This is a genomic window from Pseudoalteromonas luteoviolacea NCIMB 1942 (assembly GCF_001625595.1).
GTDB lineage: Bacteria > Pseudomonadota > Gammaproteobacteria > Enterobacterales > Alteromonadaceae > Pseudoalteromonas > Pseudoalteromonas luteoviolacea_A.
This window is the reverse complement of sequence record NZ_AUXT01000177.1, coordinates 26,815-46,622: the sequence shown is the minus strand read 5'-3', so window position 1 is coordinate 46,622 and position 19,808 is coordinate 26,815. Positions and strand designations below refer to the sequence as shown.

18 protein-coding genes are annotated in these 19,808 nt (G+C 42.0%); 9 read left to right on the top strand and 9 right to left on the bottom strand.

Annotated features, from left to right (window positions below):
* Nucleotides 1-46 precede the first annotated feature (46 nt).
* Nucleotides 47-244, top strand: a complete 198-nt coding sequence (locus N482_RS25690) for a hypothetical protein (protein ID WP_065791601.1) — start codon at nucleotides 47-49, stop codon at nucleotides 242-244.
* A 51-nt stretch (nucleotides 245-295) separates the two neighbouring features.
* On the opposite strand, the gene N482_RS15310 is transcribed toward N482_RS25690, so the two are convergent.
* The 7 genes from N482_RS15310 to N482_RS15280 all read right to left on the bottom strand — a co-directional run bounded on the left by N482_RS15310 (nucleotide 296) and on the right by N482_RS15280 (nucleotide 9,063).
* Nucleotides 296-1,201: a hydrogen peroxide-inducible genes activator gene (locus N482_RS15310; protein ID WP_063377863.1), complete on the bottom strand. Its 906-nt coding sequence runs from the start codon at nucleotides 1,199-1,201 to the stop codon at nucleotides 296-298.
* 74 nt (nucleotides 1,202-1,275) lie between these two features.
* Nucleotides 1,276-2,544, bottom strand: a complete 1,269-nt coding sequence (locus tag N482_RS15305; protein WP_063377852.1) for an inorganic phosphate transporter — start codon at nucleotides 2,542-2,544, stop codon at nucleotides 1,276-1,278.
* A gap of 181 nt (nucleotides 2,545-2,725) precedes the next feature.
* Complete coding sequence (locus tag N482_RS15300; protein WP_063358702.1) at nucleotides 2,726-3,403, bottom strand: TIGR00153 family protein; 678 nt, start codon at nucleotides 3,401-3,403, stop codon at nucleotides 2,726-2,728.
* Between the two features lie 131 nt (nucleotides 3,404-3,534).
* Nucleotides 3,535-4,236, bottom strand: coding sequence for a phosphate signaling complex protein PhoU (gene phoU / locus N482_RS15295; RefSeq protein WP_063374480.1), 702 nt, complete (start codon nucleotides 4,234-4,236; stop codon nucleotides 3,535-3,537).
* Between the two features lie 70 nt (nucleotides 4,237-4,306).
* Nucleotides 4,307-5,134 (bottom strand): phosphate ABC transporter ATP-binding protein PstB, encoded by an 828-nt coding sequence (pstB, locus tag N482_RS15290; RefSeq protein WP_063377851.1) that lies wholly within the window; start codon nucleotides 5,132-5,134, stop codon nucleotides 4,307-4,309.
* Nucleotides 5,135-5,163: 29 nt separating this feature from the next.
* The gene (gene pstA / locus N482_RS15285) at nucleotides 5,164-6,813 is read right to left on the bottom strand and encodes a phosphate ABC transporter permease PstA (RefSeq protein WP_063377850.1); all 1,650 of its coding nucleotides are present in this window, start codon (nucleotides 6,811-6,813) and stop codon (nucleotides 5,164-5,166) included.
* A gap of 15 nt (nucleotides 6,814-6,828) precedes the next feature.
* Entirely contained in the window at nucleotides 6,829-9,063 is a 2,235-nt protein-coding gene (locus tag N482_RS15280; RefSeq protein WP_063377849.1) for an ABC transporter permease subunit, read from the bottom strand.
* Nucleotides 9,064-9,335: 272 nt separating this feature from the next.
* On the opposite strand from N482_RS15280, the gene N482_RS15275 reads away from it, so the two are divergent.
* From N482_RS15275 to N482_RS15265, 3 genes are all read left to right on the top strand, one after another.
* Complete coding sequence (locus tag N482_RS15275) at nucleotides 9,336-9,842, top strand: glycine cleavage system protein R (RefSeq protein ID WP_063377848.1); 507 nt, start codon at nucleotides 9,336-9,338, stop codon at nucleotides 9,840-9,842.
* Between the two features lie 179 nt (nucleotides 9,843-10,021).
* Complete coding sequence (gene ppk1, locus N482_RS15270; RefSeq protein WP_063377847.1) at nucleotides 10,022-12,109, top strand: polyphosphate kinase 1; 2,088 nt, start codon at nucleotides 10,022-10,024, stop codon at nucleotides 12,107-12,109.
* A gap of 1 nt (nucleotide 12,110) precedes the next feature.
* A complete protein-coding gene (locus N482_RS15265) occupies nucleotides 12,111-13,610 on the top strand; it encodes an exopolyphosphatase (RefSeq protein WP_063377846.1) in 1,500 nt (499 codons plus the stop codon).
* Between the two features lie 28 nt (nucleotides 13,611-13,638).
* Here the strand turns inward: N482_RS15265 and N482_RS15260 are convergent, their stop codons facing one another.
* The gene (locus N482_RS15260; protein ID WP_063377845.1) at nucleotides 13,639-14,916 is read right to left on the bottom strand and encodes an EAL and HDOD domain-containing protein; all 1,278 of its coding nucleotides are present in this window, start codon (nucleotides 14,914-14,916) and stop codon (nucleotides 13,639-13,641) included.
* Nucleotides 14,917-15,112: 196 nt separating this feature from the next.
* Nucleotides 15,113-15,949 (bottom strand): 23S rRNA (adenine(2030)-N(6))-methyltransferase RlmJ, encoded by an 837-nt coding sequence (locus tag N482_RS15255; protein WP_063377844.1) that lies wholly within the window; start codon nucleotides 15,947-15,949, stop codon nucleotides 15,113-15,115.
* A gap of 227 nt (nucleotides 15,950-16,176) precedes the next feature.
* On the opposite strand from N482_RS15255, the gene N482_RS15250 reads away from it, so the two are divergent.
* Genes N482_RS15250 through N482_RS15230 form a run of 5 tightly spaced genes read left to right on the top strand, consistent with a single transcriptional unit; the run spans nucleotide 16,177 to nucleotide 19,805 of the window.
* Nucleotides 16,177-16,404, top strand: coding sequence for a hypothetical protein (locus tag N482_RS15250; protein WP_063374472.1), 228 nt, complete (start codon nucleotides 16,177-16,179; stop codon nucleotides 16,402-16,404).
* A complete protein-coding gene (locus N482_RS15245) occupies nucleotides 16,404-16,691 on the top strand; it encodes a cell division protein ZapA (protein WP_063377843.1) in 288 nt (95 codons plus the stop codon). Before N482_RS15250 ends, N482_RS15245 begins: the two co-directional genes overlap by 1 nt.
* A gap of 1 nt (nucleotide 16,692) precedes the next feature.
* Nucleotides 16,693-17,670: a hypothetical protein gene (locus N482_RS15240; protein WP_063377842.1), complete on the top strand. Its 978-nt coding sequence runs from the start codon at nucleotides 16,693-16,695 to the stop codon at nucleotides 17,668-17,670.
* Nucleotides 17,671-17,702: 32 nt separating this feature from the next.
* Complete coding sequence (locus tag N482_RS15235; protein WP_063377841.1) at nucleotides 17,703-19,256, top strand: transglycosylase SLT domain-containing protein; 1,554 nt, start codon at nucleotides 17,703-17,705, stop codon at nucleotides 19,254-19,256.
* A gap of 54 nt (nucleotides 19,257-19,310) precedes the next feature.
* On the top strand, nucleotides 19,311-19,805 hold the full coding sequence (locus N482_RS15230; RefSeq protein ID WP_063377840.1) for an FKBP-type peptidyl-prolyl cis-trans isomerase: 495 nt from the start codon (nucleotides 19,311-19,313) through the stop codon (nucleotides 19,803-19,805).
* The last annotated feature ends 3 nt before the right edge of the window (nucleotides 19,806-19,808 follow it).

Below are 19,808 nucleotides of genomic sequence, written 5' to 3'. Positions count from 1 at the left end.
CTAATGGATTTGAGCACGTCTCGCAATGGAATTCGAGGAGCTAAGTATGTTTCAGTTTATTCTGTTTTTATCACTGGTACATTGTTTAATTGCTTTGCAATGTTACCGCTGCGCTAAACAAAAAGGGTATCCAACTAAGTTATTCACTTTATTGGGCTTTATTCCATATTTTAATTTAGTTGTTTGGGTATATTTGTTGTTTCTACCCAACATTATGTCACAGAGCAGACTCAGCTCTACTTAAACATTCAGTGCTTAGTCTGCAAACTAACTGTACTAATATTAAAAAGCAGTGTCATTGACACTGCTTTTTAATGAAATCACCCACCTGATTACTAAACATTTTAAAGTCTCGTATCCGGCCTGTGGTTTTACGCCACAATAGCCCTATCTCTCGATACGCTTCAGCTTGTGGTGATAGCGTAACCATTGGCTTACCTTCCAGAATACCGGCATTGAGAGCCATTTGCGGTAAAAAAGTCACGCCGTTTTGATATTCCACCATACTCAATAAAGTATGTAAATTGGCAGCCTCAAAAGGGTTGATACATTCACTGCGATTCAAGTGACATGCACTTAATGCGTGCCCCGTCATACAATGCTCTCTCTCAAGTAAAAAGACACTATCTTCAGGCAATAAGTTGAAATCTTCCAAGATTTCTGGAATGTGATAGTCCTGATGACGCACCAGTGAAAAGTGATCTTTTGCCAATACTTGAGTATGAAACTTCTCCGTTCTATATGGTAGCGCAAGCATACCCATATCGATATGACCTTGCTCAAGCTTATCAAGTAAACGGTCGCTGGTATCTTCAACAAGGACAAGCTTTAAATCTGGAAATGCTTCTTGGCAAAATTGATATAAAGGCGCGGCAATAAAGCTGGCAATCGTTGGGATCATGCCCAACACCAATTTACCAGAGAGCGGATTTTTATAACTTTTTGTGAGCTCGACAACACTAATTGAATCGTCGATGATTTTCTTTGCTCGCTCAACAACTTCTTCACCAACATCGGTAAACATTAAGCTGCGGTTTTCACGCTCGATTAACTGACAACCGAGTGTTTCTTCTAGATTTTGAATCGCGCTACTGAGTGTAGACTGGCCGACAAAGCAGGCCTCTGCTGCACGCCCGAAATGTTGTTGTTGATGTACAGCGATGAGATATTGTAATTGTTTTATACTTGGTAAGTTATTCACTTGTATACCCATAAATAAAAAGACCCCAGCACCAAGGGCGCTGAGATCTTTTCAAGCTAAAAGTCTGTCTTCTATTAAACGCCGAACGCGGTTCGTAGAATATAGAATATAACAATAGCAAGGGCAGCACCGACTGGCAATGTGATCACCCAAGAAACCACAATGTTTCTTATCACACCCATGTTAAGTGCAGCGATACCGCGTGCCATACCTACACCTAAAACAGCACCTACAAGCGTCTGTGTCGTTGAAATTGGCAAACCAGTACCAGAAGCAATTACCACGGTAGAAGCCGCTGCTAGTTCAGCTGCGAAGCCACGACTTGGTGTTAAGTGCGTAATGCCTTCACCGATTGTTTTAATTACTTTCTTACCAAGCACCGCTAGACCGACGACAATACCAAGACCACCAAGTGGTAAAATCCACCATGCAAGCGCGGCTTTCTTGGTCATCTCGCCATTGTTTTCAACAATATTGACTACCGCTGCGAGTGGGCCGATTGCATTAGCTACGTCATTCGAACCATGTGCGAACGCCATACAACATGCCGTCAGTACCATCAGTACTGCAAACACTTTCTCAACGTTATTGAACTGCATTTGTTTGTCAGCATTCGGGTCCATCTTCATGCGAGAAATTACTACTTTACCGATTAGACCAATTAATACTGCAATACCAATAGCCAGTGCATAACCTTCGAACGTACCTAGATTAACACCAATGTGCTTTAGACCTTTTTTGATGGTTACTAGCGACATTACAAAGCCAGCTAAGCCCATGTAAAAAGGTACAAAGCGCTTCGCATTGCTCAGTGGTTTATCTGTATCAAATATCAGCTTTTGTGCGCTCATAAAAATCAAGTAAGCGATAAAACCAGAAATAGCCGGTGTGACTACCCAGCTTCCGACGATGCCGGCCACTTTACCCCACTGAATCGCTTCGCTACCCACCGCAACGAGCGCAAAACCAATGATTGCACCAATAATCGAGTGTGTTGTTGATACAGGCCAGCCTAGTACTGAAGCTAATAGTAACCACGCACCAGCGGCAAATAGTGCCGAGATCATGCCCAGTATCATTAATTCAGGGATTTCTGCAAATGGCGTAGCGTCGATGATGCCTTTACGTATAGTCGACGTAACTTCGCCACCAGCAAGATATGCACCTGCAAACTCAAAAATCATCGCGATGATAATCGCTTGTTTAATTGTCAGCGCTTTAGAACCGACCGACGTACCCATTGCATTGGCAACGTCATTCGCACCAATACCATAAGCCATAAAGAAACCAACTGCAGCTGCGATGATGACTAGCATCGAGCCATAGGAAGCAATGAATTCCATTGAAAAACCTTTAGTGCTGTTTCAGCACTGTTTTTGTATTTGTGTTCACGTTGTCTACTTTAATTGATTAAACGACCCACAAATAACTATTAAACAAACACAACACTGTCCTCTCTAGCATTAACTCGCTTGGAGAGTAATCACAGTGTACAACTATTTAACTCGTTTCGCTGATTAAGAATCAGCGTGCTAGCATCACCTCAAGGCGAGCACCAACACGTTCAGCGATATCGGCAAGCTCACCCACCCATTCAATGATCTTATATAAGAACATCACATCAATAGGGTTAAGATCAGCTTCTACCTGACGAAGTTCTTGGCGAATTTTTATTTGCATGTCATCGGTATCTTGCTCAATCGCATCAAGCTCAACTAACATTTTCTCGACCAAGGCAACTTCACGACCTCTGAACCCTGTTTCCAGTAGCTCATCCAGTTCGTTAATCGCTTTAGAGGCTTGTTTCGTTGCATCTACACAGCGTGATAGATAAGCAACAAAGTCTTTTTGAATAGATTCGGGGATCACCATTTCTCGACCAACGACTCGTCCTGCGATGTCTTTGGCTTTATTGGCAATTTTATCTTGATGGGTAATAAGTTCCAGTAAATCAGTCCGTTCAACTGGCATGAATAAACCGCGAGGAAGTTGTAAACGTACTTCTCGTTTTAACGCATCCGCTTCACGTTCTAGGTTACGAATATTAACGCGAAGTGCATCCGCTTCAGTCCACTCCCCTTTGAAGACATGTTCAAAGAACGGGATCAAGCTTTCACTGGCTTGATGCACTATCTTAATGTGCTCTTCAATCGGCTTTATAGGAGATTTTGCAAACACTCCTAAAAACGCATTACTAGGCATAACTGACCCTTAAATCATATTAATATGCATGTGCAGAGGCCAAGTTTACAGCATTAACCGAATTTGTGAACGATTTTTATCATGAACTAGGGATTAATCGTTCACCTTGCCACAATTAATCCCCAATAAAACTATAGCGATTTTTCGATATCTTCTTGAGAGGTATGACGAATATCTTTACCGTTTACAAAGTAAATAACGTATTCTGCGATATTTTGGCAACGGTCACCAATTCTTTCCAATGAACGTACAGACCAAACCAGATCCATAATTTTTGGAATAGAACGTGGGTCTTCCATCATGTAAGTCATAATTTGACGTGTTAGCGCTTCGTATTCTCTGTCTACTTTTGCATCTTCTTTGTGTACTTCAAATGCACGTTGAGCATCCATTCTAGCAAACGAGTCCAATACGTCGTGTAGCATCTTAGAAACCAATCTTCCCATGTTCTCAACATTCACAAGAAGGTGCTGCTGATCTTTGGTGAAAGAGTCCAACGCAACTTTTGCAATGCGCTCGGCTTCATCGCCAATACGTTCTAAATCAGCGATAGTTTTAGCAATTGCAACAACCAGCCTTAAGTCACTTGCCGCCGGCTGCCTTTTAGCAATGATGCGTGTACACTCTTCATCAATGTTCACTTCCATTGCATTTACTTTGTAATCATTTTCACTCACTTTACGCGCTTTATCAGCATCACTCGTGCTCACAGCGTCAAGTGCAAGGTTTAGTTGCTGTTCAACCAACCCGCCCATGCTTAATACATGGTTTCTTACGTTTTCTAGCTCTTCGTTGAAGCGACCAGAAATGTGCTTATTAATATTGTGTTCCATCTAAAACCTACCTTTTATACCAACCCAAACCGATGCTGCCCATTGCACGAGCAGCCTTCACTGTCAGACCTTAGCCGTAACGACCTGTGATGTAGTCTTCAGTCTTTTTCTTCGTTGGTGTTGTGAATAATGTATTTGTATCTGAATACTCGATTAGTTCACCCATATACATGAACGCAGTTTGATCAGATACACGCGCAGCCTGTTGCATGTTATGTGTAACAATAACAACAGTATACTTGTCTTTCAGGTCATTTATCAGCTCTTCAATTACCAATGTTGAGATTGGATCTAGCGCTGACGTTGGTTCATCAAGTAACAATACTTCTGGTTCAATGGCAATCGAACGCGCAATCACTAAACGTTGTTGCTGACCACCTGACAAGCCAAATGCACTGTCATGTAAGCGGTCTTTTACTTCGTCCCAAAGTGCCGCACCGCGTAAAGAGCGCTCAACCACTTCATCTAGCTTACGCTTATCTTTGATGCCTTGAAGGCGAAGACCATATACGACATTTTCGTAAATAGACTTTGGAAATGGGTTTGGTCTTTGGAACACCATACCGACGTTACGGCGTAAAGCTGCAACATCGACACTCTTATCATAGATATTTTGTCCTTGAAGGTTAATTTCACCTTCAATTCGACAACTGTCCACCAAGTCATTCATGCGGTTAATACAACGCAACAGTGTTGACTTACCGCAACCTGATGGACCGATAAAGGCGGTAACTTCGCCTTTTGGAATTAACATGTTGATTTTACTCAGAGCCTGCTTGTCACCATAGTAAAGGTCAAGGTCTTTGATCTCTAAAGCTGTTTGCTCTGGGCTCAAGTTTGCAAGATCTAATTTATTGTTAGCATCTGCGTTATTTACTTGTGGCGCTACTGTAATCATAAAGGGATACCTATTTAAAATCTGTACTATTAGTGCTCTAGAGCTCTGAATTTTTCACGTAAGTGGTTACGAATACCAATTGCGGTAATGTTAAGCGCAATGATCACTGTAACAAGTAAGAAAGCAGTCGCGTACACTAACGGACGTGCTGCTTCTACATTCGGGCTTTGGAAGCCAACATCATAGATGTGGAAACCTAGGTGCATAAACTTACGATCTAAATGAATATATGGAAAGTTACCATCTAACGGTAGTGTCGGAGCCATCTTAACCACGCCCACCAGCATCAGAGGCGCAACCTCACCCGCTGCACGCGCAACCGCAAGAATCAACCCCGTCATAATGGCAGGGCTTGCCATTGGTACAATAATACGCCATAGCGTTTCAGCTTTTGTTGCCCCTAAAGCTAAAGAGCCGTGGCGTACAGAACTTGGAATACGTGATAAACCTTCTTCGGTAGATACGATCACAACTGGTAAAGTCAAAATCGCCAACGTTAATGCTGACCAAATAACACCCGGAGTACCAAATACAGGGCTTGGTGCTGCTTCAGGATAGAATAATTGGTCAATCGAGCCACCCAACATATAAACGAAGAAGCCAAGGCCAAATACACCATAAACAATTGAAGGGACACCCGCTAAGTTAATAACCGCGATGCGGATCATCTTAGTGACTGCATTCTTCGCGGCATATTCATGTAAGTAAATCGCAGCAATAACACCAAATGGCGTCACGATAACAGCCATCAGCATCACCATAAATACAGTACCGAAGATTGCAGGGAACACCCCACCTTCCGTATTCGCTTCACGTGGGTCGTCGCTGATAAACTTACCCGTTTGTGAAAAATAGTGACCAACTTTAGAGAAGAAGCCCATATTGTTCGGAAACCATACATCCAATACTTGGTAAAGTGGCAATGTCACTTCTTCGCCGCGCATGTCTCTAACAACAACATAGTCACGCTTTGCATCAGCGCGTAGCTCGAATAAGCGCTTTTCAAATACTTTATACTCTTCTCTTAGCTGTGCTCTTTGCGCTTCTAGTTCAGCCTTTACTTTATCGGTTAGCTCATTATCTAACTGGTAACCACGTTCCTTAAGGCGAAGCCTTTCTAATTCATAGTTAATGTGGCCAATGTCACCATTTTGTAGATCTAAGGCCTCTTCATTTAGCTCTACTGCACGCTCAACAAGGAACTCTAGACGCTCAACAGGTTGTTGTGTGACGACTTTACCATCTTCAATTACACGTACAACATAACCATAAAAGTTACCGTTTTTGCTACGCTCAAATACCGCCATGTCTTCTGGCACTGTGCGACTTTGAATATCTGTCGTCAAAATCCATCGAAAGTCTAGTTCAACATATTCACGGTTACCCGTTTTGACCAATAGGCGCTCAATGTACTCGTCTTGATAATCCGAAAAATCGTAACCTGCCGCTTCTAAACGCGCTTTAGGTACCATCTCACGGTCATAGATTTCACCAATTACAGTTTGCTTTGCAACTGAACCTTCTAATTCGAATTCTACTACCTCGGTTGGCCAGAAGAAGCTAAGCCCCTTCCAAGCAATCATTGCTAACAAACCAATTACCGAGATTAAACTGATGCTTACTGCACCACCTGTCATCCAGATCCAAGGAGATCCTGACTTAAACCATTGTCTTACCATGTCATCTCTCTCCAATTACATTGAGCTGTACTTTTCACGCAGCTGCTGACGAACAAACTCAGCCACTGTGTTAAAGATAAATGTAAAAATAAACAGTACAAATGCAGCTAGGAACAGGATCCGGTAGTGGGAGCTACCTACCTCTGATTCTGGCATTTCGACCGCAATGTTTGCAGCTAACGTACGCATACCTTGGAAAATACTCCAGTCCATAATTGGCGTGTTACCTGTCGCCATCAATACAATCATGGTTTCACCTACCGCACGACCCAATCCCATCATCACGGCAGAGAAAATACCAGGGCTTGCTGTTAACAATATGACTCGCACTAATGTCTGCCACTGTGTCGCACCAAGTGCCAGTGATCCGTTTGATAAATGCTTTGGCACACTGAATACGGCATCTTCTGCAATAGAGAAAATTGTTGGAATAACTGCGAAACCCATCGCGATACCCACAACGAGCGAGTTACGCTGGTCAAACGTCAAGCCAAGTTCATTAGTTAAGTACTGCCGTACATTACCGCCAAACATCCACACTTCGATGCTGTCGCTGATAGCAAAAGACAACCAGCCAACAATCAGTACAACTGGAATCAGTAACACTGAGTGCCAACCGTCAGGCAGTAAATGGCGAATTTGTTTTGGCAATTTGGTCCAACCAAATGCAGTGCCAATAATCGCAATAGGTAGCAGTACCAACAGGGCAACAATTGCTGGTAAATGTTCCTCAATAAGCGGCGCAAGCCAAAGACCAGCTAAGAAACCTAAAATAACCGTTGGTAAGGCTTCCATAATTTCAACCGTTGGCTTTACCACACGACGAAGCTCTGGAGACATGAAGTATGCTGTATATATTGCTGCCGAAAGCGCAATTGGTACGGCAAATAACATCGCATACATAGCTGCTTTAATCGTACCAAATGAAATTGGTACCAAAGAAAACTTAGACTCAAAGTCATCACTTGCAGAAGTTGACTGCCACGTATAAGCAGGTTCTGGGTAGCCTTCATACCATACTTCTTGCCATAGTGCTGACCAAGTTACTTCAGGGTGTTCGTTATGTAGCTCGACGACATTTAGTGTGTTATCAGATAAAAGCAATGCCGCATTCGATCGCGGAGATACTGCAAACTTTTCGATAGCGCCATCAACTACTTTACCTTGCCATAAGTGTGCTTCGCTGGTGGTATAGTAAAGGCCTAGTTCGCCCGTATTTGTCGTAGTAAAGAAAGTACGACGATAGAATTCACTAAAAATATCAACTTGTGCGCTTTTTACGCTCTCGAATGAGCGGATTTTAGCGAACTGGCGGCCTTCGTCGGTATTCACTTCAAACCACTGCGACACTTCACCATTATCATTGCTCAGCATCAACGAGTTTGCGCCTGCTAGTAAATTCATATTAACGAGGTTCGCATTCTCTTCGTTAGCAGCTAATAACTGGAACTGCTTAACTTCATCAGCAAAGCGCGTATCAAACACATAAACTTGATTTGCAGAACGAACAAATACACGTGTTGTATCCGGGGAAATCAACATATCGTCAACACGCCCCTCAATCGGCAAGATACTGCGCTCTACTGTCCATTCAATTTCACCGCTGAACATATTTTCTTCAGCACTGAATGATGCAAAAACGACACGCTTGTCAGCAGTTTGAGCAACCACAGCGGTTTTGTCTTCATAGTGACTAAATGCAAACTGCTTAATTGCCTGGCCTTGGTCATCAACCTCTAGCTGAACACCTTCAAGTGGGTAGCTCAATCTAGGCTGCATAACACGTTGGTTACCAGGGAATGAAATCAAAAAACTTGGCTTTACTAACTGAATTTGTCCGTTGTCTAAACCGTAAGCATAAATACCTAAAAATGGTGCACTTTGAGAGAAGCTAGTCACCTGACCGTCCAAGTCAACTGCCAGTGTATTTAGCTTGTCACCTGAATTTTGACCTTTGATCTGATAGAAATCGACTAAGCCTTTATCATCAAGTAAATATGCAATTTCGGTTTGTTCTTCCATACCCATACCGAAATAAGTTTTGTTGTCTTTTAGAGCAATATCAGTACGTTTAGTTACGCTCGCAGATTCGAATATTGGCTGCACAACATAAAGTAAGTAAAAGAAGATTAATAGCAAAGCAACCAAAACCATTACCCCTCCCGAGGTAATTCCGAATTGGGCAAAGCGGTCTTTAAAGAGACGGCTTCTATCCGTTTTAAAGGACGGTTTTTGCGGATTGGAAGTCATCAAAACACCTTTTTATTATCAAGTTGCGGCGCATTATATTTCATCAAGATGACAGTTATGTTACATGACCCATGATGAAATTGTTGCTTTTTTTAACTTTTATCATTAACAGCAAAAGTTTTTTTTAATGCTGCTAGTTTTCATTTGCATTTGTTTACAAAGCAACGGCTATCTTGTTGGACAATTCTCCCATGTTTACTAGGCTTAACAGGCGATATTTCGCTTTTCCACCACCGCCGTAAAGGCATTATTAATAATAAGAGACATGTGATATGAAGCAGTTAGTATTAACACTTATAGGTAAGGACCGACCTGGTCTCGTAGAGCAAATTTCTGCCACTATTTTGCAACACCATGGCAATTGGGCTACCAGTAACCTAAGCCATCTGGCAGGTCAGTTTGCGGGGATTGTACTCGTCGAAGTTGCTGATGAGCACTTACAGTCATTGCAAGATGCACTTCACGAAATACCAGAGCTAGAGGTCCGAATTGAACACGGTGAACAAGACCAAAAAGAATTTAAGATAGAGAAACTCAACCTAGTTATTACGGGCAATGATCGCCCCGGAATCATTCAAGAGCTATCAAGCGTTATTCGCCACAAAGGCGCGAATATTACGCATCTAAATTCAAGACAGCAAAGCGCACCTAATTGGGGAGTTCCTATATTTAGCGCATTTGCAACAGTGAGCTTGGCTCCAGGTACGCACAAAGAAAACGTTGTTGACGCATTAGAAGCAATTACCAGTGACCTCATTGTAGATATCGAACCAGACTGACATTGATATCAAACAACGAAGTCTTTCAAATATACAATAAACTCATATGGCAGAGGTAAGGAACCGCTGCCATATTACCCTCCCCCTTTTGCACATTAACATTAGCTGTACCCAATGTCATATAAGTGTCACATTGTGGGCATACCCTAGAAAAAGCACCTGTTACGACGGAATGAAAAATGCAAGCATTATCTAGTGATCCGAAAGCAATCAGCTTTTTTGCTAAAGAGCTTAGTTGGCTCTCATTTAATGAACGCGTCCTTCAAGAGGCGAAAGATAAAAACAACCCAATAATTGAGCGTATTCGATTTTTGGGAATTTTCTCAAATAATCTAGATGAATTTTTCCGTGTGCGCGTCGCGGATGTTAAACGTCGGATCCTACTGAGCAATTTACCAGATGCAAACTTTGAAGAGAATGAAGCACTCCTCAGCCAGATACAAAAGAAAGTATTGTCATTGGGTAAAAAGTTTAATCACATCCACAAGCAAATTTTTAGTGATTTAAACGCACATAATATTCATGTAAAACAACCCGATGAGTTATCTGAATTTCACCAAAAATGGCTTAGAGATTATTTTAACGATCAAGTTTTGCAGTACTTGTCACCCATATTACTGACAGAAAATAAAGACTATTCGGATCTTATCAACGACACCATGACATACCTATTCGTCGAGATGAGCAGTGAGAATGATAAGCACCACCATGCGTTACTGGAGTTACCAACTGATAGATTAGAACGGTTTGTGATCTTGCCACCAGAGAAAACTCGGCGACAAAAAACGCTCATGCTATTAGATGATGTGGTCAAGTTTTACCTACGAGACGTGTTCAGTAACTTCTTATCATTTGAGCATATCGTGGGCTATGAGATAAAACTAACACGTGACGCAGAGTACAACCTAGACGACGAGTTGGAAGAGGGTTTATTAGACAAAATGTCAAAGGGCCTTAAACAACGTTTATATGCCAAGCCAGTAAGACTCACATACGACGAAGCAATGCCAGAAAGTATCATGAAAATGATGAAAAAACGCTTAGGGGTGACGCAGCAAGATGCCTTGATCCCAGGCGGTAGCTACAGAAACTTTCGAGATTTCATCGCTTTTCCCAATGTTGGTAGAGGCTATCTAGAAAATAAACCACTCCCACCGCTAAAGAGCTTAGCATTCGACCAACAAGACAGCGTATTTAAAGCCATTTCAGAGCAAGATATCCTGCTTTACTACCCCTACCATACGTTTAATCATATGTTGCAATATGTGCGTCAGGCAGCTTTCGATCCCAAAGTTACTCAAATTAAAATCAACATTTACCGCGTTGCCAGCCGCTCACAATTAATTGCATCACTGATCAATGCGGCCAAAAATGGCAAAAAAGTCACAGTCATGGTTGAGCTTAAAGCCCGCTTCGATGAGCAAAACAATATTGAGTGGGCAAAAATGCTCAGTGAATATGGCATTAAAGTCATGGTTGGCTTACCAGCACTCAAAGTTCACAGCAAACTATGCGTTATTCACCGTAAAGAAAAAGGCAAAATCGTCAAGTATGCGCATGTGGGAACAGGTAACTTTCACGAAAAAACAGCGCGAATTTATACCGACTTTAGTTTGTTCACTAAGCACCCTGAAATTTGTAACGAATGCGATGATGTTTTTAAGTTTATTGAGACCAGCTACCGGCCTTTCAACTTCAAACATTTGATGATTTCACCACTCAATGCCCGTGAAAAAATCTACGCTTTAATAGATCAAGAAGTTGCCAATGCAAAAGCAGGTAAAGTTGCTAGGATCACCGTAAAAGTCAATAACCTCGTAGACAAAGAGTTAATTGATAAGCTGTACTTAGCAGCACGCACAGGGGTCAAAATCCGCATGATTATTCGTGGCATGTGCGCTTTGGTCCCTGGCTTACCACGTTTCAGTGAAAACATCCGCGTTATCAGTATTGTAGACAGGTTTTTAGAACACCCAAGAGTCATGGTGTTTGAAAACGCAGGCGATCCACAAGTGTATATTTCATCAGCTGATTGGATGACACGCAACTTAGATCACCGTGTTGAAGTTGGCGTGCCAATTTATGAAGATACGTTAAAACAGTTGATCATTGACACATTGGAACTACAATTCCGAGATCGTGTAAAGGCACGACTTATTGATAGTGAACAGAAAAATAACTATGTGAACCGAGGCAATAAAAAGAAGATCCGTTCACAGATCGCGATTTATGATCACATAAAGAAATGGGAAAGTAGCAGGACTTGATATGACAAAATACCCCTCTTTTGCTGCCGTAGATTTAGGCTCCAACAGTTTTCATTTAGTGGTAGCAAGGGAGGTCGATGGTAGGTTGCAACTACTACATAAAGAAAAGCATCGCGTCTATCTCGCAGCAGGGTTAGATGAAGACTACATGTTAGATGATGAAGCTATAGAAAGAGCGCTTCATGTGCTTAAACAGTTTGCTGCCACCCTTGCCGGTTTTGATAAAAATAATGTCGAAGTAGCAGCGACTTACACATTACGTAGTTGTAAAAACTTACGCCACTTTGTCAAACAAGCTAAAGCTGTCTTCCCTTATAAAATTAACGTTATTTCAGGGCAGGAAGAGGCGCGATTAATCTATCAGGGAGTCGCCAACTACGTGCATGACGACAGCAACCGCTTAGTCGTTGATATTGGTGGTGGTAGTACCGAAGTGATCATAGGTAAGCATCAATCACACAAACTGCTAACTAGTAGAAATATTGGCTGTGTTACCATGAGTAAACTGTATTTCTGTGACGCTAAACTCACCGAAAAACGATTTAAAAAAGCCATTATTCATGCCGAACAACATATTGAGCCAATTACGTCTATCTATCAAAAAACAGGCTGGCAGTCCTGTTTAGGGACTTCTGGCACCATCAAAACGCTGAGTGCCATCAACGACGAGTTGTTTCAGTCCAAAACCCTTACCCTTGACTCGCTAAGGGACATTCAAGGTCACTTAGTATCGGCAGGTGAATTGAGCAATATTACCATCAAAGCTCTGCCCGACGAGCGTAAATCTAGTATTGCTGGAGGACTGGCCATTTTAATCGCCGCTTTCAATCAGCTTGGCATCGAAAAGTTAGAATACTGCGATTACTCGCTTCGTGAGGGTCTGCTTCACGAGTTGGCACAAAATGAAGAGTTTGATATTCGCACGCGTACCATAGACTCATTTGCAGAGCAGTACACCGTCGATGCGCAGCATGCCAAACATATTTGTCAAACGTTGACACATTTTTTCAAGGTTGCCAAATCAGCGTGGCAACTAGAGAAAGGAGATCTAGAACTGCTAAAATGGGCTGTATATCTTCATGAAGTCGGTATCGCGATTAATTCTTCAGGGATCCATAAACACAGCGCTTATATAGTGATGAATAGCCAGCTTCCCGGGTTTACACAAGATCAGCAACAACAACTTGGTGCGCTTATTCGCTTTCACCGTAAAAAGATAAAATCACACGATCTCAATGAACTGGTAGAGACTGATTCTCAGACTCGATTTGCCCAACTGCTGACCTTGTTGAGACTGGCCATTTTATTCCATCAAAAACGACAAAAAACACAAGTACCAAAGCATGAATTGAAGATTCTGGCCAATGAAGTCATCTTGCAGTTTGAAAGTGCATGGTTAGAAGAACATTCGTTATTTTCAGCAGATCTGGAACAAGAGCAACATTACTGGAAGTCACTGGATGTGAATTTAACAATTCACGCTTGTGAAGCGCTCAGTTAGGCTTTACAGGCAGCTTAATAGACGAATTTTACTCGTCTATTTCTCTGGCAACTGCGAACATTTCATCACCATATGCACGACTTTGAATAATCAGCTCAAATAGCATTTGAACTTCAGTAGCTGGTCGTATCGCATTAAGTATTAACTCAGCCTCAGTTAGATTATTACGTTCCACTTCTATCGCAAGACGCAGAGCCCCGCCAATTAACCCTTTATAATTTAACAGCGCGCTACTTAAATTGGGGTCGAGCGAGAACTCATCAACGATAACCGATAACTCCACGTCTAAAATAGCATCTAGCACCGACATCAAACCAATCAAATAGCCCTGTTCGGCCATTTCATCCCCACCTGGCTTTAAAAATAGTTCTAAGAATTTGGCCCGATTAAGACCTAATTTAGTCAACTCAGTTGGTTTGTCTGCGCCCAACTCACTCAAGGCAAGTACTTTTACAAACTGGCGAATAGCATCTTCCCCAAGGTAGATCACAGCCTGAGAAATTGAACGTATTTCAATGCGCTCTTCACCAGCTTTAGCATTAGCAAGTTTCAGAACCCTTGCCGTTAAGCTTAGATCTTTTGCAACACGTGCTTGCACTTCTTTAAAACACAACGATTTTTTTGCCGTACAACGTAGCAGGTCAAACACCGCCATTTTAGAAGGTTCAACATTGCCATGATTAAGCATTTCTGGTTTAGCAAAAAAGAAGCCCTGAAAATAATCAGCGCCTGCACTGCGGATAAAGTTAAACTGCTCTAGTGTTTCGATACGCTCAACCACTACTTTTAGACGGGGATATTGTCTTTTTAACTTCTTGACCATCATCGTCGTTTTAATAATGGGTAATTCAACTTCAATTTTTACAAAGTCCACAACCTCAAGTAATGGCTCCCAGCGAAGGGAGCCATCATAGTCGTCTAGCGCAAATCGGTACCCTACTTGAGCGAGTTTGCTCACTGTTTTAGTCAAGCTCTCAATGTCTTTAGAGCGCTCAACTATTTCAACAACTAGACCTTGTGGACGCAATAACTTGGGGAGCTCTTGTATTAAAGTTTCATCTGAGAAATTAACAAAGGCAAGTGAACCAGCAGCCAGCCTATCTAAGCCAATAAACAGCAAGGAATTAAAAAATAGACGCCCCGTTGCGAGCCCATCGCTCACACCGCTTGGAAAGACATTGTTGTGTGAATCTCGGTACAATAACTCGTAAGCATGCACTTGTTGCTCACCGTTTAAAATCGCTTGACGGGCAATATACTGAACGGCGTTGTTCTTTACCTTGGCTGTTTCGCTACTCATTAACATCCTTCACTCTGTGCACGCATAAGTGGCTTCCATAACTTCAGCATATGAGAAGTTGCTCTGTGGAGCAAATAAAATACCTAGACAACATAAACTAGATTGAGTTTTTAGCCTAGGCTTATTACGCTGCACTGATGACAACTTGTATCGCTTATTCTAAATAGGTCGCTTTACAAGTTAACTTATCCGCGTCTGAGGGTTACTCAGACACTAACTCTTCGCATCGGAAGAAACCATCTGGCTCGGCCAGCTCTTTAACCAATTCAGGTAAAACATCTGCCATTGTTTGCTTCAGTACATAAGGAGGGTTAATCACAATCATGCCTGAAGCTGTCATCCCTCGTTCTTCAGTATCTGCTGACGTAGCCAGCTCAAACAATTGAATATTTCTGATACCAGAAGCTTTGAGCGCTTCTTCCATTTGGTCGATGCGCACTCTGTCAACCACAGGGTACCAGATCATATAAGTGCCTGAAGTGAAACTTTTGTGTGCCTTTACAATGGTTTTGACTGCTTTTTGATAGTCTGTTTTTATTTCGTAAGGAGGATCCATCAGTACCACAGCACGCCTTGATAAAGGAGGAACGAGTCCGATTAAACCTATAAAGCCATCTTCTCCTTTGACACGCAAAGAGCGCTTATGTTCGGTATTTTTTTTCAACATAGGTAAGTCTTGTGGATGAAGCTCAAAAAACCACCCGTTATCTTGCTTTCTCAAATACTGTTCAGCCACTTTCGGCGACCCTGGGTAAAACGCGAGTTTATCTTTATTAAAACCACGTACCATGTCTACATAACGTAGGATAGCTTCATTACTGCCACTGTAATTCATTAATTTGCCAATCCCATCAGCAAATTCCTGCGTTTTTTGAGCATCGTTTGAGGCAAGCTCAAATAGTCCAGCGCCAGAGTGTGTATCAATATAGTCAAAAGGCTTATCCTTACGGGTCATGTAAGATAGCACTTCAGCCAAAACCAGGTGCTTTATAACGTCAGCTGGGTTACCAGCATGGAAAGAATGTCTATAACTGAGCATAAGGAGCCTTATATGCTGAACATAATTGCTTTTTGAAAATTAGTCTCAATTCACTATGTACGAAATATAGCCGCTTTAGTGAATGACAAATGAACAAAATACGGAGTTATCGGAATTATCTCTTAAAACGACGCAAAAATCAGTATTAAGCTACGTAATTACTGGTAATAGGGCCCGCTTTGTTTTACATTTGCATGACAAATCACAGTGATAAGAGCGCATTTAAAATGAACGATATTCTTCCACAACTCGAACAACTGATCGATCAACTCATTGGTAAAAATGAACAACTTGAACAACAAATTGCGACGCTAAAAGAACAAAATAGCAAGCTAGTTGATGAGAATGAAACACTCCAACTTGAGCTACTAGAGCGAGAAGAAAAACAGAAAGAAACTAGCACCACGCTTAGTAGTCTATTAGATAAATTACAGAGTGCCCATCAGGCTAGCTAATGACCGATAAAGTAAGCCAGGTGGCTGTTACCTTACTTGGTAAAAGCCACCAGTTTTCATGTTCTGAAGGACAAGAGCAAGCGCTCGTTGACGCCGTGACTTTACTCAATGACAGAGTAGACGAAATGAAGCGCAGAGACACTGTTCGTACCGATCAAAACGCCTTGCTGATGGCTGCTTTACATTTGTGCCATGAGTATCAAGCTCTACTTCAAGAACGGCAATCTGTGCAGCAATCAGGACAGCAACTGGTAGCTCGACTCAGTGAACACCTTGAGGACAAGTAAGATGACACGCTTGGTAAAAGTCTGCCTCTTACTTTTCACTCTGTTAGCCACCTCCTTCACCGTAAACGCGACCCAATGGCATACCCTAGATAAAAACCTCACATTACTCGAACCCAATAAACAAGCACAATACTTGCTTCCTAATCAGGTACTCATTCGAGGGAATAAGTGCGCAGCCTTAATCGATAGTCATGGAGATTTTGTAGCATTAGAGCTCTTAATAGCGAAAATGCGTACAAAGTTACCTGTACCTTTGTGCTATTTGATTGCCACCAACTTAGATGTTGGCCAACTTTCTGGCATGCGCCTATTACAGAGCGCCTTTGCTGACGCACAAGTAATTATTCCCGGTAACGGCATCTTGAGCACCCAAACTCTTATACATGCAATTGATAACGAAACTGAATATAAGTTAGAAGGGTTTGCACAAAGCCTTGAATTGAGTAAAAAGCGCATTGCACAAGCGAACACAGAGCAGCAACTGCGTTGGCACGCAAAGCTACAACAAGCTGAGCAACGCCTATCTCGATGGTCGGCACTTTCCCCTATTGAAATAAAACCGCTAGTCCTGAATACCGAGCTAGATTTAGGTGACTATACACTCAAATTAGAACTCATGAGTGGCTATAAAGGTGCTGCATTGCGGGTTTACAGCCCACAGAATAGAGCTGTTTTTGGGGGACATAACTTAGATTTACTGCCCTATATTGCGCAACGCGAGACAGAAAGCTGGCGTTTAAGTTTAGCTCAACTCTCACTACGGAAAAATATCAATTGGATTCTACCAGGGTTCGGAAAACCATATAAATTCGAGCAATTAAATTTGCCAAATAGGTTTTTTACGGTTGTAAATGAGCCAACCTCCCCCGCTATGTTAAATGACCTAATTAAAGCTTATGAACTAAATAAAATTTCATCAGAAAGATTTACAGCTTACTATCAACAAGCATTGAAACAAAAAAAACGAACAAGGTTTTGAACAAATAACCATCAAAAGGTATAGTATTCCTCATGAACTATACCATCTTTTATATGATGCAATTGTATGCTGTCCGATGCGTTTGTTTAGTAAGAGCAAATCACGTATCGGCATTGCTTGTGACACTATCGTTACTTTTTTTGTTACCAGGGTGCCTTCAAACTCAGCTTCAAAGTGCGACAAAACAGGAAGTACTGAATGCGCTCACTTTGGCTATGCCTCTTCCAGAACAAAAGATCATTCAACCAACACCTGAAAAAGCTGAGCAGAAAACACCAAAACCGTATATCGAAGAAGACTTGTGGCAACATATAGCCCTTAATTTGAAGTTTGAGATCTCACCGCACCCACGACTGAAAAAGCGTATAGATTGGTACCTCTCGCAGCCTGACTACTTACTCAAAGTAAATGCGCGCGCAGCGCCCTATCTTTACCACATCGTTAAGAAAGTAGAACTGCAAAAGCTCCCTTTAGAGCTGGCCCTGCTGCCTTTTGTTGAGAGTGATTTCCGACCCCATGCCATATCTAAACAACAAGCTGTTGGTGCTTGGCAACTGGTTGATGCGACAGCCTATCATTTTGGCCTTGAAAGTAATGACTGGTACGATGGTAGAAAAGATGTACTGTCAGCAACAGATGCTGCGCTCGCGTACCTTAAATACCTCAATAAAACCTTCAAAGGCAATTGGCTACATGCGATAGCCGCCTACAACTCAGGTGAAGGTCGTGTCAAAAGCGCGATTAAAAAAAACCGTAAGTTACGAAAAAGCACGCATTACTGGCACTTATCGCTCCCCAAAGAAACGTCTGAATACGTACCAAAGTTGCTGGCCTTGAGTTATTTATTGCAACACCCCGAAACAGGGTTTAAAAGGCCAACACTGGCAAACCATGCGACTACGACAATATTGGATGTTGGCCAAGAGTTTAACTTTGGCATTTTGGCCAACTTGTTAGAAGTAAATAAACAACTACTACACACCTTAAACCCTGGATTTTTAAGACATCAAAGCCCAATCGATGGTCCGCATAAGGTATTGGTACCATTGAGTGAGCAAGCCTTGCTAAAAAGCACCTTTTATCGTGAACAATTAAGTCACAACTATACCGTTGTAAAAAATGATACTCTGTATGGCATAGCTAGGCGATTTAACACAACTGTTAATAAGATAAAGCTGTTGAATGACAAACAGAACAGCTTGATTCACGTCGGTGAGCGGTTACTTATCAATCAAGCAAACGTCAACCGCTCATTAACCGTTGACTATCAGATAAGTCCCTATTTACAGGAACAAATGCCCATTAAACAAGCAACAATAGAGCACCACCATACAATCGTATCGGGTGACTCTTTGTGGGATTTAAGTAGGCACTACCAAGTCCCTCTAAAAGATTTACTGGATTGGAACAATCTGCAAGCGGCAAGTATTTTGTCTCTAGGCAATGTATTGATTTTACACCTACCAGCGAAACAAACAGCCGATCCGGTGACACCAACAAATATGCCAACCTACTTAGATAAATTGGAAAATGCCGTAAACGCCACTGAAATCCCCAGCTCCACTGTACCTAACTTGCCCCAATGACAGGCTGTGACGTAGAATATAGGCTCACATGATAGAGACTAAATAAGAACAGATATGCAAATTACTAAAGATTCAGCAGTAGAGTTTCACTACACACTAAGTGAAGGAAGTGAACAAATCGAGTCAAGCACAAATGGCGAACCATTAAGTTACCTACATAACCAAGAGGGTATGCTACCGGGCTTAGAGCAAGCACTAGAAGGTAAAGCAGCAGGCGATAAGTTCACAGTAACACTTGAACCAAAAGACAGTTACGGTGAATATCAAGAAGGCCTTGTGCAGCGCATTCCAATTAAGCACTTACAAGGTTTAGGAAACAACAAAGTGTGGAAACCGGGTATGAGTGCCATTGTTGAGTCTAATCAAGGCAGACACCAAGTAACGATTGTAAAAGTGGGCCGCTTTAATGCCGATTGCGATCTAAACCACCCTTTTGCAGGTAAGACTTTAACTTTTGACGTTGAAGTAGTGAGTGTACGAGAGGCTACAGCTGAAGAATTATCACATGGTCACGTGCATGGCGCAGGTGGTTGTGGGCACAGTCACTAAGGA

Bases quoted from the DNA above. Each gene is read 5' to 3' on its own strand.
- pstA (WP_063377850.1), bottom strand. From the start codon at position 6,813: ATGGTAAGACAATGGTTTAAGTCAGGATCTCCTTGGATCTGGATGACA.
- N482_RS15305 (WP_063377852.1), bottom strand. From the start codon at position 2,544: ATGGAATTCATTGCTTCCTATGGCTCGATGCTAGTCATCATCGCAGCT.
- N482_RS25690 (WP_065791601.1), top strand. From the start codon at position 47: ATGTTTCAGTTTATTCTGTTTTTATCACTGGTACATTGTTTAATTGCT.
- N482_RS15230 (WP_063377840.1), top strand. From the start codon at position 19,311: ATGCAAATTACTAAAGATTCAGCAGTAGAGTTTCACTACACACTAAGT.
- N482_RS15300 (WP_063358702.1), bottom strand. From the start codon at position 3,403: ATGCCTAGTAATGCGTTTTTAGGAGTGTTTGCAAAATCTCCTATAAAG.
- N482_RS15265 (WP_063377846.1), top strand. From the start codon at position 12,111: ATGACAAAATACCCCTCTTTTGCTGCCGTAGATTTAGGCTCCAACAGT.
- N482_RS15275 (WP_063377848.1), top strand. From the start codon at position 9,336: ATGAAGCAGTTAGTATTAACACTTATAGGTAAGGACCGACCTGGTCTC.
- N482_RS15260 (WP_063377845.1), bottom strand. From the start codon at position 14,916: ATGTTAATGAGTAGCGAAACAGCCAAGGTAAAGAACAACGCCGTTCAG.
- ppk1 (WP_063377847.1), top strand. From the start codon at position 10,022: ATGCAAGCATTATCTAGTGATCCGAAAGCAATCAGCTTTTTTGCTAAA.
- N482_RS15250 (WP_063374472.1), top strand. From the start codon at position 16,177: ATGAACGATATTCTTCCACAACTCGAACAACTGATCGATCAACTCATT.
- N482_RS15280 (WP_063377849.1), bottom strand. From the start codon at position 9,063: ATGACTTCCAATCCGCAAAAACCGTCCTTTAAAACGGATAGAAGCCGT.
- N482_RS15245 (WP_063377843.1), top strand. From the start codon at position 16,404: ATGACCGATAAAGTAAGCCAGGTGGCTGTTACCTTACTTGGTAAAAGC.
- N482_RS15255 (WP_063377844.1), bottom strand. From the start codon at position 15,949: ATGCTCAGTTATAGACATTCTTTCCATGCTGGTAACCCAGCTGACGTT.
- phoU (WP_063374480.1), bottom strand. From the start codon at position 4,236: ATGGAACACAATATTAATAAGCACATTTCTGGTCGCTTCAACGAAGAG.
- pstB (WP_063377851.1), bottom strand. From the start codon at position 5,134: ATGATTACAGTAGCGCCACAAGTAAATAACGCAGATGCTAACAATAAA.
- N482_RS15235 (WP_063377841.1), top strand. From the start codon at position 17,703: ATGAACTATACCATCTTTTATATGATGCAATTGTATGCTGTCCGATGC.
- N482_RS15240 (WP_063377842.1), top strand. From the start codon at position 16,693: ATGACACGCTTGGTAAAAGTCTGCCTCTTACTTTTCACTCTGTTAGCC.